General features: G+C 54.9%; 15 protein-coding genes. 12 read left to right on the top strand and 3 right to left on the bottom strand.

Annotated elements, in window-relative coordinates:
• Positions 1 to 442 precede the first annotated feature (442 nt).
• From Q31a_RS20715 to Q31a_RS20680, 8 genes are all read left to right on the top strand, one after another.
• Positions 443 to 1,387 (top strand): phosphoadenylyl-sulfate reductase, encoded by a 945-nt coding sequence (locus Q31a_RS20715; protein ID WP_261342682.1) that lies wholly within the window; start codon positions 443 to 445, stop codon positions 1,385 to 1,387.
• 23 nt (positions 1,388 to 1,410) lie between these two features.
• Positions 1,411 to 1,836, top strand: a complete 426-nt coding sequence (locus tag Q31a_RS20710; RefSeq protein ID WP_145082150.1) for an RrF2 family transcriptional regulator — start codon at positions 1,411 to 1,413, stop codon at positions 1,834 to 1,836.
• A gap of 10 nt (positions 1,837 to 1,846) precedes the next feature.
• Positions 1,847 to 2,812 (top strand): 2-hydroxyacid dehydrogenase, encoded by a 966-nt coding sequence (locus tag Q31a_RS20705; RefSeq protein WP_145082148.1) that lies wholly within the window; start codon positions 1,847 to 1,849, stop codon positions 2,810 to 2,812.
• A 51-nt stretch (positions 2,813 to 2,863) separates the two neighbouring features.
• The gene (locus Q31a_RS20700; RefSeq protein WP_145082146.1) at positions 2,864 to 3,349 is read left to right on the top strand and encodes an NUDIX hydrolase; all 486 of its coding nucleotides are present in this window, start codon (positions 2,864 to 2,866) and stop codon (positions 3,347 to 3,349) included.
• Between the two features lie 80 nt (positions 3,350 to 3,429).
• On the top strand, positions 3,430 to 3,912 hold the full coding sequence (locus Q31a_RS20695) for a hypothetical protein (RefSeq protein WP_145082144.1): 483 nt from the start codon (positions 3,430 to 3,432) through the stop codon (positions 3,910 to 3,912).
• Between the two features lie 71 nt (positions 3,913 to 3,983).
• A complete protein-coding gene (locus tag Q31a_RS20690) occupies positions 3,984 to 5,336 on the top strand; it encodes an SPFH domain-containing protein (protein WP_145082142.1) in 1,353 nt (450 codons plus the stop codon).
• A 6-nt stretch (positions 5,337 to 5,342) separates the two neighbouring features.
• Positions 5,343 to 6,224, top strand: coding sequence for a class I SAM-dependent methyltransferase (locus tag Q31a_RS20685; RefSeq protein ID WP_145082140.1), 882 nt, complete (start codon positions 5,343 to 5,345; stop codon positions 6,222 to 6,224).
• A gap of 335 nt (positions 6,225 to 6,559) precedes the next feature.
• The gene (locus tag Q31a_RS20680; RefSeq protein WP_145082138.1) at positions 6,560 to 7,369 is read left to right on the top strand and encodes a sugar phosphate isomerase/epimerase family protein; all 810 of its coding nucleotides are present in this window, start codon (positions 6,560 to 6,562) and stop codon (positions 7,367 to 7,369) included.
• A gap of 166 nt (positions 7,370 to 7,535) precedes the next feature.
• On the opposite strand, the gene trhA is transcribed toward Q31a_RS20680, so the two are convergent.
• Positions 7,536 to 8,228: a PAQR family membrane homeostasis protein TrhA gene (gene trhA / locus Q31a_RS20675; protein WP_145082136.1), complete on the bottom strand. Its 693-nt coding sequence runs from the start codon at positions 8,226 to 8,228 to the stop codon at positions 7,536 to 7,538.
• Between the two features lie 202 nt (positions 8,229 to 8,430).
• Between trhA and Q31a_RS20670 the strand changes: the two genes are divergently transcribed.
• Entirely contained in the window at positions 8,431 to 9,456 is a 1,026-nt protein-coding gene (locus tag Q31a_RS20670; RefSeq protein WP_197355438.1) for a TIGR03009 domain-containing protein, read from the top strand.
• Between the two features lie 668 nt (positions 9,457 to 10,124).
• Here Q31a_RS20670 and bshB1 read toward each other — a convergent pair.
• Positions 10,125 to 10,826, bottom strand: a complete 702-nt coding sequence (bshB1, locus tag Q31a_RS20665) for a bacillithiol biosynthesis deacetylase BshB1 (RefSeq protein WP_145087474.1) — start codon at positions 10,824 to 10,826, stop codon at positions 10,125 to 10,127.
• A 98-nt stretch (positions 10,827 to 10,924) separates the two neighbouring features.
• Entirely contained in the window at positions 10,925 to 12,547 is a 1,623-nt protein-coding gene (locus tag Q31a_RS20660) for an outer membrane protein assembly factor BamB family protein (protein ID WP_145082131.1), read from the bottom strand.
• A gap of 284 nt (positions 12,548 to 12,831) precedes the next feature.
• Between Q31a_RS20660 and Q31a_RS20655 the strand changes: the two genes are divergently transcribed.
• The 3 genes from Q31a_RS20655 to Q31a_RS20645 all read left to right on the top strand — a co-directional run bounded on the left by Q31a_RS20655 (position 12,832) and on the right by Q31a_RS20645 (position 17,622).
• Positions 12,832 to 13,776: an AAA family ATPase gene (locus Q31a_RS20655; RefSeq protein ID WP_145082129.1), complete on the top strand. Its 945-nt coding sequence runs from the start codon at positions 12,832 to 12,834 to the stop codon at positions 13,774 to 13,776.
• A 61-nt stretch (positions 13,777 to 13,837) separates the two neighbouring features.
• Entirely contained in the window at positions 13,838 to 15,151 is a 1,314-nt protein-coding gene (locus Q31a_RS20650; protein WP_145082127.1) for a DUF58 domain-containing protein, read from the top strand.
• Positions 15,133 to 17,622: a transglutaminase TgpA family protein gene (locus tag Q31a_RS20645; RefSeq protein ID WP_145082125.1), complete on the top strand. Its 2,490-nt coding sequence runs from the start codon at positions 15,133 to 15,135 to the stop codon at positions 17,620 to 17,622. Before Q31a_RS20650 ends, Q31a_RS20645 begins: the two co-directional genes overlap by 19 nt.
• The last annotated feature ends 51 nt before the right edge of the window (positions 17,623 to 17,673 follow it).

The following is a 17,673-nucleotide window of genomic DNA, read 5'->3' as shown; positions in this document are numbered from 1 at the left end:
GGAGGTTATCTTTCCTTGCTCACGCGGCGGGTTGCTATTTCAACAGCCCGAAGGGCTTGGGGCATGGGGCATGGGGAGTAAATCCCGGTTTGAGGCTTGCCGTGATACTAGCACTCCCAATCCGGTGGGTGCGGTAAGCGTCTGTGCCGTGCGCACCGGCCTATGGATTCAAGTGCGAGCTTTGTCTTCATGAGCAAGTGGTGCTCCTGATTGCCTTGTAGTGGCACCCCTTTTTCTTGCTCAAGCAGCGAGTTGCTAATTCGATAGCCGATCGTGCAGCGAGATGCTTTTTCGTCGAGATGTTTTGCGGTGGGGCGCGAAGGGGCGGCTTCCGTCGCCGCTGAAAAATCGAACTTCCGTGGATTCCAGCGCAACGCACCTTCTGTTTCAAGGTTTGGACGCTGCACAACCGATAGCCTCTTTAAATTGATACTTGACTAAAATGGTCGCAATAGTATTATTTGAGCCTGCACCCATGGGGACGACCTGTCGAACCTTGGATATCGTCATGAATTCGTCTGCCAAACCATTATCCGTTGAGGCTAACGTGGAGCGTCCTACAAGCAATCCGACACAAGAATTGCAAGATTTGCAGGCGAGTCGCGGTGCGCCGCCACCGGCCCTTCCGGTAGCGGTTGCAGGAGGAGGGGAGACCGGACGCAAGCCTTCCCAGGCATCTTTGCGAACCGCAGATCCAGAATTCTTAGCCGAGATGCAGCACGAAAGTCAACGCTTGGAATCGGCTACCCCCCAAGAAGTGCTGGCGTGGGCCGTGGGCCGTTTTGCGCCCAAATTTGCGATGGCCACTGCCTTTGGCCCCGAGGGGATGACGATTATCCATATGCTGGCGGAGATCGCTCCAGAGACTCCCGTCTTCAATCTCGATACCGGTTATCAGTTCGCAGAAACGCTTGAACTAAGAGAAGAGGTCAAGCGGCGCTACGGCATTGAAGTCGAGCTGAAGCAACCTGAGTTGTCGGTGGAGGAATACGAGCGGGTGAATAATGGCCCGGTTTATAGCCATGATCCAGGGCGTTGTTGCCGAGACCGAAAATTGAAGGTGCTGGAGCAGTCGGCACTGGACTACACTGCCTGGGCGAGTGCCATTCGACGTGACCAAAGTCCCGATCGGGCGAAGGCTCCTATCGTTGGCTGGGACAAAAAATTCGGCTTGATGAAGGTCACCCCCTTAGCCAACTGGACGAAGAAGGATGTTTGGAGTTTGATTTCAAAGGAACAGATTCCTTACAATCCATTGCACGATCAAGGTTACACCAGTATCGGTTGTTTTCCTTGTACCCGCAACGTATTGCCTGGCGAAGACGAGCGGGCAGGGCGCTGGAGTGGTTTTGCTAAGACCGAGTGCGGTTTGCATACTTCCGACTAGCTTTGTAGAGGGAGAATCAACCGATGCAGTTGCCTGTTAAAGCACACTACGCGACGCTCGCGATGTTGGCGTTGGCGCAGAAATATGAGGAGCGTGAGCTGCTGCCTGCCCGAGTGATTGCCGGCGAGCATGGTATTCCCAGCCAGTTCCTGGGGCAGATCATGCAGCAGCTTCGCGCGGCCGGCTTAATTACGAGCACGCGGGGGGCCAACGGAGGATTTCAACTCAGCCGTATGCCGAACCAAATCGTGGTTGCAGAAATTGTCGAAGCGGTGTGTGGTGCCTCTTCAACCAGTGGCTGCGGAGAAACGACGAGTGAGCTGTCGAGCGTCGTGCTGGAAATCTGGGAAGATCTGGATCGACAGGTCTTGGCCGCATTGAAAAGGGTGTCGTTGGGGGACTTGCTGTTGCGAATTGAAGACACTGCCGACAGCATGTTCTACATTTAAGAAGTGAATCATGACAAAACCAATCGTATACATCGCGCGGCAGCTTCCTGCGATTGCCACCCAGTTGTTAGAGGGGCATGCTGAGCTTCGGCAGCATGCCGGGGAGTTGCCACCGACGCGCCAGGAATTGCTGGAAGGTGTTAAGGGCTGCGCAGGAATTCTGAGTCTCTTAAGTGATCGGATCGATGCGGAGGTGCTCGACGCGGCCGGCCCAAACCTGAAAGTCATCAGCAATTTTGCTGTGGGTTACAACAACATTGAGATTGCCGAAGCTCGAAATCGCCAGATTGCGGTTGGCAACACTCCCGACGTGTTGACCGATGCTACGGCGGACATTGCCATCGCCTTGCTGTTGTCCGTGGCACGGCGACTCAAGGAAGGCGAGCGTGCCGTTCGTAGCGGCGAATGGACAACCTGGGAACCGCTCGGCTGGATGGGGTTAGAGCTCCAAGGCAAAACGCTGGGGATCGTCGGAATGGGCAGGATCGGCGAAGCGGTTGCAAGGCGTATGGTCGGTGGGTGGGGGATGCAGCTGCGCTACACCGCACGCACTACTAAGCCGCTGGTCGACGCCCAGCTTGGTGGCCGCCATGTGCCACTTGCTGAACTATTGGCAGATAGCGATTTTGTCAGTTTGCATGTCCCCCTGAGCACCGAGACTCGACATCTGATCGGCGCTGCGGAATTCGAGCTCATGAAGCCGACGGCCGTGCTGGTGAATACGGCGCGGGGCGAGATTGTCGATCAAGAGGCTTTAGAGGGGGCCTTGCGAACGCGGCGGATTTTCGGAGCTGGGCTGGATGTTTGCACGCCTGAGCCGCTACCAACTAGCGATCCTCTGCTCAAACTGGACAATTGCCTAGTGGTGCCTCATATCGGAAGTGCAACCCTGGCGGCTCGCGATGCGATGGCAGAGCGCGCTGCCCGGAATCTTTTAGCCGGTTTAGCAGGTTCGCCACTTCCTTTTGCAGTGTAGAATGGTCGGACTCGGTAACGGTAGTGGAATGGCAACGGAAATGAGTGTTTGATGAGCAAGAGTGTTCGCAGGAAGCCGTCGCATGGAGCGGTTGCCGTTTTAGTGGAAGATGAAAAGTTCTTAGTGATTCGTCGCAGCCGTCTGGTCCGCGCGCCCAATATGCTCTGCTTTGCGGGAGGGACGATTGAGATCGGGGAGCAGCCGGAAGAAACGATTGTGCGCGAGTTGAAGGAAGAGCTATCTCTCGATGCAACCGCCGTCCGACATGTCTTCCAAAATCGTACTTCATGGGGAACATTGCTAGAATGGGTGCTCGTGGAGCGGCATGAAAATTCCCAACCCATTGCCAATCCCGCCGAAGTGTCCGAGTGGATGTGGCTAACCGCGTCTGAATTACTAGATCGGCACGATCTACTTCCAAGTGTGCCCGACTTCTTCTGGGCTTGGGCCACCGGACAGCTTGAGATGCCTGAGCGGGCTGGGACGCCCGAGAGCAAGTGGAAATTTATTAAGCCCAACGGTAGGTTGGTGAATTGATTTAGCGTTGTAGTTGGAATGGCTCCGTTCCGCGGCCTACCCGAGAGCTCAGTACTCAAGAAATGCATAGGGAAAACACTGTGAGTGACCAAGATTCCATACTCAACGATTTGTTGCAGCTGTTGCCCGGATATGGGGCTTATCGTACTCAAGAGTCTCGCCGACAGGATGATCGCTTAGCCCGTGAGTTTCTCTCTAAGCGATTGAACGATTGCAAGGCTGCACTGGACCAAGTGGGAGCCAATGCAGTAGCGGGGGGCGACTTAGAGAGTCCCCTGAAGGTTGAAGAAATTCGGCAGTCGGTGGAACTAGCGCGAAACCGTTTGACTGCTGCGGTGGAGGGATATTCGGGGTGGTTCAATAGCCGCACCGTGGATGCCGAACTCCTCGGAAAGATCGTAGAGCTCGACCAAAATATGGTTTCGCTGGTGGATCGTTTGGATGCATTCGCCCGCGCCGCGACGGAAGATGCGGGGCAGTTGGACGTCGCTGGTATGCGCGAGGTTCTGACGCTACTGCAGACGCGGATCGATCGTCGCACTGAGCTATTAAAAGCTGCTTAGCGCTGAGCGGCAGTCCTGTATTGAATTCTCTGCGCCACTTCACGCGGCTCCTTTCTATCTAGAGACCTGTTATGTTCCGTTTGGAAGTCATTGACTACATCGATCAAACCGGCCGTTCGCTGGTGGCCCGTGTTCCCGAGTTTGGAACGGCTGCAATTCAGTCGGGAGCCCAGTTGATTGTGCAGCAAAACCAAGAAGCTGTCTTTTTTCGTGATGGTCGCGCGATGGACAGCTTTGGTCCGGGGCGTCACACCTTGACGACTGCGAATATCCCGATTCTTGGACGCGTACTAACGATCCCTTGGGAAAAATCACCGTTCCAAGCGTGTGTCTATTTTGTGGGTAAGCATCGCTATATTGATCAGGGTTGGGGAACGCGTTCACCGATCACGATGAAAGATCCCGATTTTGGCATCGTGCGTTTGCGTGGATTTGGTAAGTATTCCTACCGTGTCGTAGACGCAACTTTGTTGATCAATGAATTAGTCGGCACGCAGGGCAAGGTCACGACGGAAGAGGTGGGCAACTATCTACGCGACGTGGTCGTGTCGGGACTGTCCGATTTGTTCGCAACTGCCAATGTGGGGTTGTTGCAAATGGCTGCCAAGTTCGATGAGTTGTCTGCGGCAGCCCGCGTCAAAATTGGCGGACAGTTCAAAAAATTCGGTTTGGAGCTGACCGATTTTGTGATCAATAATGTTTCGCCACCGGAAGAAGTGCAGAAGGCCATCGACGCAAGATCGAGCATGACCGTGGTCGGTGACATGAGATCCTATACCCTCTATCAAGCTGCCAACGGTCTGTCTGGAGCTGGAGGAGGTGTCGCTGCTGGTGCTGCCCAACTAGGCATGGGGGCTGGTATTGGCATGATGTTGCCGGGAATGATGCAGCAGGCGCAACAACCCAATGCTTCAGCTCCGGTGGATGCATTTGCTCCGAAGCAAGCACCGCCAACTGGCTCCGTCGCTAACGCGGTGGGGCTCGATTTTTCACAACTCGCCTCGCCCGTCGATGCGGTCTCACGACTGCAAACCGTGGTGAGACAATTGGCCGATTCCGCCCAGTGGAATATTGAAGCATCGGAGGGCCAGTGGACGTTGACTGTGCCCGTCGGGACGCTCCGTAAGCAACGCGTCCATCTTGATTTTTCAAGCCAAGATGATGCGGGCCATGCTGTGATGAACATCTGGTCCTCATGTGGCAGTTTTTCACCAGGGCAGGCAATTACCCTCTTGCGATTCAACGCGCAACTTATTCATGGTGCCTTTGCGATCCAAGTCACCGAAGGGAACGATCTTTTGGTACTGCGGGCCAATCTGCTCGTCGATACGGCCGACGCTTTGGAGCTAACGCGCACGATTACTTCGATTGCCTGGCAAGCCGATCGCATGGAAGAGCAACTCTACGGCGTCGATAACGGCTAAACTCTAGTGAGTGTTTTTAAATCAGAGGGGCAGTGGCCGCGCGAGTCCTACCAACTGCTCGATTTCGGGAGTGGTCGGAAGCTGGAACGCCTAGGCGGGCAGCTTCTCGATCGGCCTTGCCCTGCTGCGGAAGGCTTCCAGCGCAATGGGCAAGTCGACTGGAGTAAAGCGGACTTGCGGCTGGATCGGCGTGGCAAGCCGATTGGACCGGGGCCCCGTGAGCTACCAGTTTGGGAAGCCCGCTATCAGGACATTGAGTTCGGCCTAAAGCTGACTCCCTTTGGCCACGTGGGCCTCTTTCCCGAGCAGCATGTCAATTGGCAGTGGCTCACCCAACAGGCTCCCCTGCCCTACTCTCGCCCGTTGCGAGCCCTCAACTTGTTTGGCTATACGGGCGGCACGACGCTTGCGCTTGCTGCCCACGGGATCGAAGTTGTGCATGTCGACGCCTCCTCTCCCGCTGTTGCTTGGGCCAGACGCAATGCGGAGGCTAGTCAATTGCAGGAGCGTCCCATCCGTTGGATTGTCGAGGATGCGCGAAAATTCGTGCGTCGCGAGCTTAAACGCGGCAACCGCTATGACATCGTGGTGATGGACCCACCGTCGTTTGGGCATGGCCCCAGTGGAGTGCGGTGGGATATGCAATCGCATCTACCTGCCCTGCTGGCCGATTGTTTGCAATTGTTAGCCACGGAGACAGCCCGACTGTTGGTAACGGGGCATAGTGAAAAACCTGACGAATGGGATATTCAAAGCTGGATTGATGAGGATCTGCAGGCGATGGCAAGTGGTCTCGCACTCGATCTGTCAGTTGGCCGCTTGGGGTTAACGGATCTGGCCGGACGAGTGCTGGATGCGGGCTATTTCGTCCGAGGAATCGCTCCTTAATTATTCAAGGTGTTGCATCTGAGATTCGCGAGTAACCCTTGCGCTAAAATGGAGGGTTTGTAAATAACCCATTCGCCCAGGAAGGTGTCCGCCACCTTTTTCCAGAAGTAGGGAGTTCGGAATTGCTAGCATAGAGGCTTCGAGGTTACTTTTTTGTGGATAGAATGGGTTAGTTCGCTTTACTTTGTGCGCTGGATTCCTCAAAATGCGACTCGCAAATATAACCAGTCACGAATGCGGTTGTGTTTGCAGTAGACGAGCAAGTTGGGGGCGACCATGAGTCTTGGTTCTTCGGCTTGCTTTCGGCAACTAACACTCGACGAACGGTAGCAGGGATGTTGCGACTTTCAGTCAACGAACTATCCACTTTTCGGTGGACCTTTGAAGAAGATGTGCTGAACTATCACGCAGCTGGCTTTGAAGCGATTGGAGTTTGGCGTCCGAAATTGGCCGACTATGGTGAGGAGAAAGGAGTCGAACTGCTGCGTGAGCACGGGTTAAGGATTTCCTCGTTGCATTGGGTGGGGGGCTTCACTGGGAGCGACGGGCGTAGCTACCGCGAGAGCATGCACGATGCCTTCGATACGATCCAGTTAGCCGCCGACATCGGTGCTGAGACTGTGACGGTCATTACCGGGGGACGAGCTGGCCATACCAGGAATCATGCACACAATATTCTTCGGACTGCACTGCGGCACATGGCGGAAGCCGCTCAGGCGGTCGGCGTTCAGTTGGCCCTGGAACCCATGCACGTTGGCTGTGCCTACGATTGGTCGTTCCTAAATACCATTCCGGAATGTCTCGATATCATCGCAGGCATCGACAATCCACACTTGGGGATTGTCTTCGACTGCTACCATGTTGCCCAGGATCCTGCGGCACTGATGTGGCTCGAATCAATTGTGCCCTACGTGCGACTCGTGCAATTGGGAGATGCTCGGCACGCGCCACTCGGTGAGCAAAATCGTTGTTTGTTGGGGCACGGTCGCGTTCCACTAGCCAATATCGTCTCGACGTTTCAGAAGAACGGCTACCGCGGCTTCTACGAGATTGAAGTGGTTGGTCAGGATGTCGAGCATCTCAAATACGAGCAGATCCTGGGGCAATCTCGACAAGCAGCCAAGCTCTGGTTGCCAACCCCGTGAATGCCAATCTTGTAAAGTCCTGTAGCATCCAGCGCCCGCAGAAAATTGACCACTCACGGTGACTTAGGCGGGGATGGACATTGGCGGGGACGCAGCACTCTGTTGCCGCTATGGGCTGCCTCGCGTCGACACCACGGAGTGCGTGGTTTGGGCCCCTTTGGACACGCTAAATACGTTGCAGTAATAGGTAGATGGCGTAGCAATGGCAGGCTGATCCCAGCATGACCATGATGTGCCAGATGGCATGCGCGTACGTGAAGAGGTGACTCCGCATCAGGAAGAAGATGCCAGCCGAGTAGCACACGCCACCACCTATCATCCAGCCGAAACAAATCCAGGGTGTGTGGGCAAAGAGGGGAATGGCGGGCAGCCATCCCAATAGGACGTACGACACCGTCGAAATGCCGTTGATGCGATGTTTGGCCAATACCTTGGAATAAAAGCCAGCAAGGCCCGCGGTCCAGACCAGAACCAGCAGCAGGGTGCGGTAGCCAGTGGGGCTTCCTTGCCAAATAAAGGGAGTGTAGGTGCCAACAATTAGAAGATAGATTGTGCCTTGGTCCCAAGCTCTCATGCGGTTCCGCCACAGCGGCGTCTGCACGGCGTGGGAGAGCGTCGAAAAGAGGTAGACGGTCGCCATGGAAATGGTGAAGATCACGCAGGACCAACGCAATCCAGGATGCTGGTCGGCTGCCAAGTTCCAGAAGTAGAGCATGGCCACTAGGCTTAAAACAACTCCGATCCCGTGGGTCAGGACATTAGCCGTTTCATCGCGTAGGCTCACATAATCGACTTTTTCGACTGCTTCGTCGATCGATTGGGGCTGCTTGGGGGGGCCGGTTTCCGCGGTTGAACTCATCGCATTGTTTCTCACGGCGGTCTAGATAATTTGCTGAGGCGGTTGGAGTGCTAGCATAGGCAGTTTGTAGCGATCGGCGAGCTGAAATGGCTCGAATTGTCGAAATTCATCTAGGGACTTCCGACACCACCTGCTACTATCCGTCGGCCAGCAGCAGTTGCTGCAATAGTCAACTAGTGAAATCGCGTCAGGGAAGATGCAGATGATTAGGAATACCATTCGCTTTACCGTTTGGGTTAGCGTCGTAACGACTAGTGTTCTCGTAAACCCTGCGTGTTGTATCGCGCAAGTCGCTGCCCCACCGGCAGGTGAACAACAGCAGCGGGTGCCTCTGATGAGCGCCGAGCAAGCGGTCCAGGCGGGCATTGCGCAAGTCGCTCAACAACCCTTTCCTGAGCTATCGCAGCAAGAGCAGTCGTTTCTCGACCAAGTCTTGATGGTGTGGGAGCAACGAACTGCGGCCATCAAACGCTATCAGTGCGAATTTCAACGCTTTCAGTTTGATCCTGGCAATCTGCCAGACGCTCACATGAGTCAAGCTACCGGATTCATTAAGTTTATGGATCCCGGCAAGGGTGAATTCCGTGTGGACAAAGTGGAAACAGTTTCCAAAAAAACGCCTCCCTATGAATACCGTGTTGATCCTACCCATCCATACGGTGAGCATTGGATTTGCGATGGGGAGTGGGTTCACGTGCTAGACCACAACGAGAAAAAGGCCACCCGAATCCAACTTTCCCCAGAAAGTCGCGGCAAGGAAGTTTACCGCAGCCCGTTGCCTTTCCTGTTTGGTGTCAAGGCGGCTGAGATCAAACAACGCTACTGGGCTCGTCCGCTATTTCCGGCAGGACGCCCCGAAAACGAGCTGTGGATCGAAGTTTGGCCGAAGAGCGCCAACGATGCCGGGAACTACTCGCGAGTGCAAGTGATCTTGGATCGCAATGACTCGCTGCCGATGGCTCTAATCGTGTTCCTACCCAACTGGTCTCCTTCGCAAGAGCATCGCGAGGTGTACCAATTCTCCAATCGTAAATCGAATGGAGTTCTGGATGCAATTGCCGGTGCATTTGGAAAATCCTTCATTCCCACTAAGCTGGGAAATGACTGGGAAGTGGTCGAAGAGCCCTACATTCCTCCGCAAGCTGATTTGCAAGCTGGGAATCCAGCATCTGGGCAGGCTCCTCCACAGCGTTCGGCACAGCAGCCCTCCGCCGGCCAATTCCAGTAATGAACCGCGGGGATAGATCGCAAGACTAAAGCCGGGCAAGCAACGGCTTGTTGATTCGAGAGCGTTTTTGGGTTTCACCCTGAAGACGCCACCCACAATCAACCTGTAGCAGACACTCCTCCTTGCTCACGCGGCAGTTTGTGCTTGGAATCCGCCGGTGTCCTACGGCTTAGCGATGGAATGGGCGTTTTGCTAGAAGCCCATAAATTGCTGCGAGCACTACGCTGGAGCACCAACTTCTTCTGCCATTCTTACCGGCTTGCCGACATCGTACACCGCCCCGCGAGTCGGAAGGATTGCCGCAACCACCGCACCATCGGCGGTGTTGGCTTTTGCGGAGGGAACCCATGACAATAGAATCGTGCATCGAGCACCGGCTGCGCGGGTGCTGATAGTGTGGTCACGGTCCGGGGGACCAGGCTACGGCGGTGTGGCGTGGATGTTGCTGGTCACGGTCCGGGGGACCATGCTACGGCGGTGTGGCGTGGATGTTGCTGGTCACGGTCCGGGGGACCATGCTTCGGCGGTGTGGCGTGGATGTTGCTGGTCACGGTCCGGGGGACCATGCTACGGCGGTGTGACGTGGATGTTGCTGGTCACGGTCCGGGGGACCATGCTACGGCGGTGTGGGCTTGTTCACGGTCTGGGGGGCGAGCATGCAGTAGATGCTACATGAGACGCGTTAGGTCGGTTAGCGCAATGGGCTCACGCGAGGTGAAGGGTTCGCCGAAATTGGATCCTATCATTTTCCCCCAGTAGGCTGCTTCGTCGCGAACCCGCTGATGAAACGAAGGAACGATGTGTTCTTTGCCTGTGGTGAACTGGCTTTCAAAGGCGGCGATGGCCTGCGACTTGCGCTCCCACTGCTCCGAGATGTCGAGCACGAAGGCGGGTTGTGCAGCATGTTTCAAGTGAACCGAGTAGTAATTGAAAATGCGTTGCGGGTGGAACGGCTCACCCTCTAACTCACTCTTCGAGAGTTTGGCCCAGAAACGCGCCGCATCGACCAGCTCGGTGGCTGCCAAGTGATCTGGGTGAGCATCTTCCCAGTAGGGGGCAAACAGCCAGCGAGGTCGCGTCCTGCGAAAGACATTGGCCAGCTTCGCGCGCGCTTCCAAGGTCGGTTCCAGGAACCGGTTGCGAAGGCCTAGGTTTTCACGCCATGGTAGTCCTAGGATCTGCGTTGCAGCCTTGGTCTCCTGGACGCGCGTGGCTTCGTCTCCGTAGGGAGTGGGTTCTCCACTGGTTAGGTCCAGCACCCCGACATGCCACCCCAGTTCGATCATCTTGAGGATGGCTCCGCCCATCCCTAATTCTGCATCATCCGGATGAGGTGCAATTACCAGCATATCCAGCGGTTTTGGTGGCATGGTCACGGCGAATTCTTTCTCGTATTGTCTTAAGATTTTTAAGCGTTATTGCATGCAAGTTCGACTGCAAGCCGCACGGAACTTTAACGCGTATTGGGTCACTCTTTGGCGGGCGAATTAACGATCGGCAGGATGACGCACGCGGCCAATTCCGAATTGCGCATTAGCAAGCGATTGCCGGAAATGGCTGGAGTGTTCCAGGTCACATCGTTAATCACTTGCAGCTTAGCCAGCTCTTGAAATGCCGTGGGTTGGGCGGCGACAAGCACCAGTTCGCCGTCTTCTGAAGTGATGAGCAGGTGTTCACCGACGAGCAGTAGTTGACCTTGACGGTAGCGTCCTTTTTTCCATTGCCGCTTACCAGTCTCCAGGCTGATGCATTCCAAAATTCCATCGCTGAGCCCATAGGCGTAGGAGTCGCGTATTACGGCGGTGGTAAACTTCGTTTTCATCACCGAAGGCTTGCGCCACAATTCTTCGATTTGCCAGGCTTCCGAGCTGTCGTGCTTTAATTGCCAGAGAACGGCTCCCGTGCCGTAGCCTTTGGTCAGCAGGATACGCCCGGAGCCAAGGTCGATGGGCTGCGCGACGTTGGGGTCGGCCGAACTGCTGCCGGGAGCTGGGGCGGTCCAAAGTTGGGTTCCATCTTGGGGAAGGTAACCAGCTAACATTTTCTCGGAGGTGTAGACGACTTGTGGAACTCCCAAGATGTCAATCAGCATCGGGGAGGAGTAGCTGACTTGACCTTGTCCCGCCGTCCACAGTACCGCACCATCCTGGACGCTCAGGGAGACCAACGCAGCGGCCGACTCGTCCAAGCCACCTTGGGGAACAATGACTTGCTCACCAATGACAAGCGGAGAGGCGCTCCGTCCCCAGCTTACATGAGCTTCGAACGCCGCTTGATCGCTTACGCCATTAGGCAACAAATCGTGCGACCAGAGTTGTTCACCCGATGCGAGGTCGAGGCAGACGATTTGGCTGATTGCCGAGACTGCATAAACGCGATCGTTAGAAATGGTGGGGGTGCTGCGGGGGCCGCTACCGCCCAGGATGTTGGTGTGGGCGCCCGGGATGGCATACGACCACCAGGCCTCACCGCTGTTGATATCGATGGCGGTAATCCATTCCTCTTGGTCGCGTTGTTCCATCGTGACTGCTACGTCCCCTTGGATTGCAAAACCCGACCAGCCGCTTCCAATCGAACGTTTCCAAGCAATGGAGGGTGGCGTGCCCTGCCAGTCCTCAGCAAGTTGAACCTTCGGGTAAGTGGCGTTGCGGTAAGGCCCGAGATACTGAGGGAAATCGAATTCGGTTGGTGCAAGGGATTCAAGCGGGATGGTCGTTGAACCGGCAGTGGCTGTTTCCAGTCTGCGTTCCTGGGACCAACGCAGTACGAATTTCGGATTTAATTCGCCATCGAGCCGCTCCAATTTATAAAGGCCCAAAAAGCCGAGTAGAAAAAGGGGAGGTGCCAAGCCGATGGTGCGCCACACCCATCTTGGAAGTGCCGCGCTGCGGCAGGCAACCGTCAGAGACAACCAGCCCACGATTCCAAGGATGGTTGCAAACACGTTGACTTCAGCAAAGTCTCGATCGGCAGCATTGGTTCTCAAATACCAAATACCCAAGCCAGCAGATAGAAAAACAAGCAACGCCAGCTTCCCCAGGATGGGCAGAAATTTCTTGCGGGACGGTAGGCTATCTTCGGTAGCATCCATAGGTGCAGCAACTAACGTTCGGGAAAAGGATGGAGACTAAGGAGTAGGGAAACGTTATGGGAGAACTTCGAGGATTTGGCAAGAGCCCAGCGAAAGGCCGTCGCACATGGACCCTCCCTGTATCTTCACAATGCGTTTCTGTGTATAAAAGTGAGACCCAGGTTCACGGATGCTTGGGGCATGCGTTGGCCCAGTATCAGCTTTTCTCGGTGAGGTTCGAGTTGCAACGGCACTGCTGATACGGTCGCGGAATCATCACTTGAAAATACATTCTAAGGTTTTCGATGACTGAGGTGAGTGGCGAACTGGACCTAACGCGGCTTAGGGCGAATGTTGAGTCCGCTGTTTTGGGGAAACCCGAAGTGGTTAAGCTTGTCGTAACTGCCCTGCTTGCTGGCGAGCATATTCTGCTGGAAGATGTGCCAGGAGTTGGAAAGACGCTGATTGCCAAGGCGGTGGCGCGGAGCGTGGATGGTCATTTTTCACGGCTCCAATTTACGCCCGACTTGTTGCCCAGTGATATTACCGGTAGCAGTATCTACAATTCATCGAGTGGGCAGTTTACCTTCAATCGAGGGCCCATTTTCGCAAATGTGGTCTTGGCTGATGAAATCAATCGCGCACCGCCGCGAACGCAAAGCGCACTGTTAGAGGCCATGGGGGAGGGACAAGTCAGCGTCGATGGTGAGACGCATGCGTTGCCCGATCCCTTGTTGGTGATCGCTACTCAGAACCCATTTGAATTCGAAGGCACGTACTTGCTGCCAGAAAGTCAGCTGGATCGGTTTCTGTTGCGAATCACGGTGGGCTATCCCGACCGTGACTATGAATTGCAGTTGTTGCACTCGCATCGGGTTGGTGAGCCGGTGGACGAGCTTAAACCGGCGGTCTCGTTGGACCAGGTTCGCGCCTTGCAAAGGCAGGTTCGCGAAGTCAACTTTGAGGAATCCCTCGTTCGCTATCTGCTCGATATCGTCCATGCCACTCGGGACAGCGAGGCTGTTCAGGTAGGAGTCAGCACGCGTGGTGCACTGGCTTATTATCGGGCCGCTCAAGCCATTGCAACGGTTGAAAATCGATCCCATGTCATTCCAGACGACATCAAGCGATTGGCAATCCCAGTCATGGCCCACCGCATTGTGCCCAGAGGCATGTTACCGGGAGCGGACCGCTCAGCCTCTGAGGAGTTGGTCCGCCGGCTACTTGGGCAAATTCGCGTTCCGACTTAGCCATGATCGCATGTAAATCCAGTGACTTGAATCAGCTCGTGCACGAACGGCTACCTTTTCTATGGCAACGATCCCAAGCGATTCGCCCGATTCGTCGAGTCATTTCCTGCGGTTAGTTTGGCAGCGCTGGAAACAACGCCGGCAACGCAACATTACGCGTCGGTTGGCGCAGGTCCATTTCCGACTGACCCGCGAAGGCCTCCACTTCGTCGGCGTATTGCTGTTTATCTTTTTCGGGGCAGTGATTCGTGATATCAATCTGCTCATTCTGCTCGCCGGAGCCATGTTGGGTTTGCTGTTGCTGCAATGGCGATTCAATACCCGCACGCTCATTGGTCTACGGGCCAGTCGACGACTGTCACAATCGATTGTAGTGGGGCGATCGACGCTCGTTTCCATTCGCGTTGTGAATCCCAAGCGATGGCTGGGAGCCTGGTTAGTACTGGTGGAGGACACGCTCTACCGAGAAAAGCCGGTCGCTCAGCGGATTGCGGTGAAGGCTGCGACGATTGTGGACGAAGTCCGGCCTCAAGGAAGTGGTGGGGGAAACTATGAGCTGACGTTTCGCCAACGCGGCAAGTATCGCGTGGGCCCTAGTACTCTGTCGACGCGTTTTCCCATTGGCTTGGGGCGCGGTTGGCGGACCCTGAACAATGCGGCGCATATAATCGTCCATCCCAGCCTTGGCCAACTGACGCCCAGGATTGAACGGTTGTTTCATCGCGAACTCCATGGTCACTCCAAAGCCTCATCGAACGCTGGTGCAAACGAAACGGAATTTTACGGTTTGCGACCCTGGGCGACCGGAGATTCTCGACGATGGATTCATTGGCGCACCACGGCTCGCCTCGGTGAGCTCTCCGTTCGGCAGTTCGAGCGTCAGCAGCATCGGCAGTTGAATATTCTCCTCGATCTCCATGGGGTACCCGAGGACGACGAGATTGAGCAGAGTTGCGAAATGGCCATTGCCTTCGTGGCCACGCTAGCGAGTTCCAATGTAAAACGTGGCGGAGATCGAATGGCCGTTGCAATCGCGGCGGATCAAACGTTTGCTTCGGTCAGCGTTCAAAGCGCCGTTCTCGTCGACAATTTACTCGGAGAATTGTCGGTCATTGCCCCCTGTCCCCAACCTGAATTAACGAAAGCGCTCAAAGGCATCCATTTGCCGTTGCTCAAGAATCCTAACTTGTTGGTAGTCAGCACTCGGTCCAATCAATTGGGACCAGTTGCTGCGTTAAGGGAAACGGATTCTGTTCCCGATGTGCCTCGTGAGGTCCATTTGGATGAAAAAGTTTTGGAGCGACTCAAGGTGCGTTGGTTAAACGTTTCCGCAGGCGATTTGGAGCCCTATTTCGCATGGACATCTCAAAAGTAAAACTGCTCCGCCGGAGCTTGAGTTTGCATTTCGCCATTATTGCATGGCTGACCGCCATGCTAGTGGCTACAGGTACGGGTAGCTTTTTTCTGCCGATCCTCATCTTCTTTGTAAGTTTGTCAGCTTACATTTTCGTCGATACGCTTGAATGGTTCGAAGTCGGGCGAATCGGTAGTTACTTGTTGATGACGATTGCGACGACGATCGCCTTAGGCGGCTACATCTACAGTGCTTTTTATGCTTCGTCCGAAGCGGGGCAATTGCTAGCCGTCGCGAGCTTGTTGGTCTATCCCGAAGCGGTCTTGTTTCTGCAGAAGAAAAATCTTCGAATCTTTGAGCAGCTGGCCGTTTTTCTACTACTCGAAATGGTGGTGGCTGCTTTAGTCAACGACAACATCCTGTTTGGCATGCTGCTTGCGCCCATCATGATTCTGTGGGTTTCGTCTCTCTTCTTGTTTGCACGATATGCGACTCTTTTAAACATTGACCCTAACATCGATCAGCCTATTCCGCACTTGGCAGAACTGATCTACCAACAGTTTAGGCGGAAGAAGTCCGCCGCTGCGACCGCGCAACCAATGGTTGAATGTGGGATTATCACCAGCCAGAATGCGCAAGGAAGTCGAGTGAGTCGTCGCCTACTTCAATCCATTCCCATTGGTTTTGGGGCCATCGCATTCGCGGCAGTATTTTTCTATCTGTTGCCGCGAACGTCGCCAGCAGGGCTAAGCCAGCCACTGGGGTTGACCGCGAGCAGCGGTCTGCCCCGCAAGCTCACCATTGGCGGCATGGCCAAGCTCAAGATGGACAGCTCACCGGTGATGCGGGTTAGCTTCACCTATGCGGGAAAGAAAACGGTCTACCCGATGAACGAGGCTCCCTATCTACGCGCTCGGGTCATGGATTCCTACCTATCTGTCAGTTCCTACAGCCGTTCGCAAAATGGCGAATGGGTTTATGCTGGAATGACTTCGTTTCGCAAGATGCCGACAATTGAAGCGGTGAATTCGCTCCGCGCGGCGCGACGCGACTTAGTGGAATTAGAAATTGACTTGCGACGCCGGTACTTACCTACCCTTTTTACGGTGACCTCCAGCTATAACTCCCGCCCCGACCAGCAGGTAAAACTTCGATACGACTACATCAATTCTCTGCTTGAAGAATTGGAACCAATGGCGGTTCCCAGTGGGAAATTTGTGGTCTACAAGTTCGGTGCTGCTAGTTTTCAGTTCGGGAGGCAAGTGCCTATCAGCCCGGTGACCATTGGTGATTCCATCCGAGAGCGGATGTCCTTCGAACGAAATCGTGTCAGGTTGGAGTTGGGATTTCGGGGCATGCAGGAACTCGACGCCTATCGCCAAGATTTATTGAGCAAGCAGGGTGTGCCCCCTGAGTCCGTTTTTCAAATTGCGCAGACAATTGAGAACGATCTCATGAACTCGGGCAAGTTTACGTATAGTTTAGATTTGAAGCCGCCGGCGGACCCTGGGGTGGACCCCATTGAGGATTTTGTCATCAATCAGCGGTCGGGCCACTGTCAGTATTTTGCATCCGCCATGTTAGCAATGTTGCGTCAATCCGGAATTCCGGCTCGGATGGTGGTCGGGTATCACCCTCGTGAGTACAACTACCAAGGCGATTATTTTGCGGTGCGTCAAAGCGATGCCCATGCTTGGGTCGAGGCGCTGTTTCGACGCGACCAACTTGTCGGCACGAGTGTAGAGCGGTGGTTGACAGACGACGCCTATTTTTGGGTCCGCTTCGATCCAACCCCCGGACTCGCCGGAGGAGATGATGAGATCATTGGGCAAGATGGACAGACGCTCGATTACGCGGAGAAACTCTGGAAAGACTACGTGGTTGATGGCCAAAAATTGAGCACTGAGAACAGTCTTTATGCGCCAGTAGCGGAAAATGGAAAGACTGCTTATGAGAATCTAATTCGCCAGATGAAGGCCTTGAAAGCCGCTCTTCTAAATGGTCAATTCTTTCAATCCGGAAGTGGCGTCGAACTGGCTGGACCATTGCTAGTGTTGGTAGCCCTGACGGTTGCCATGGCCTTTTTTATCTGGCGTTTTATCGTGTTGTTGCCGCAACTCGCTCCCAGCCTCGCGAAGCGATTGGGAGTTGGGAAACCCGCTGAGGCAATTCAACATCGCGTCTTTGCCAGAACCATGAAATTGCTAGAACGCATCGGCTTGCGACGCGGGGTAGCAGAAACGCCGAGCGAATTCACGACGGCGGCTGCTCGAACTTTGCAGCCTTCATCAGGGGCGGAAGCCGCAAGCGTTGGGAGCGCGCTGTCAACACTAACCGAGCATTACTACGCGCAGCGTTTTGGACCGCAACGCAGTCAATCATCTAGTGAATTGGAGCGAGTCCAGGGGGCGCTCGATATCGTGGAGCAGGCGGTCACTCAAGAAGCTGGCAATGGTCGAAAGCGTGAACAGCGAAGGGAATCGTCGCGTTAGTCGACGAAACCCTCGCGCGCGATCAACCTACGGTGGTTTGATTCCCCACAC

Source organism: Aureliella helgolandensis, assembly GCF_007752135.1.
Taxonomy (GTDB): Bacteria; Planctomycetota; Planctomycetia; order Pirellulales; family Pirellulaceae; genus Aureliella; species Aureliella helgolandensis.
The sequence above is the reverse complement of the archived record's forward strand: the minus strand, read 5'-3'. Positions and strand labels throughout refer to the sequence as shown.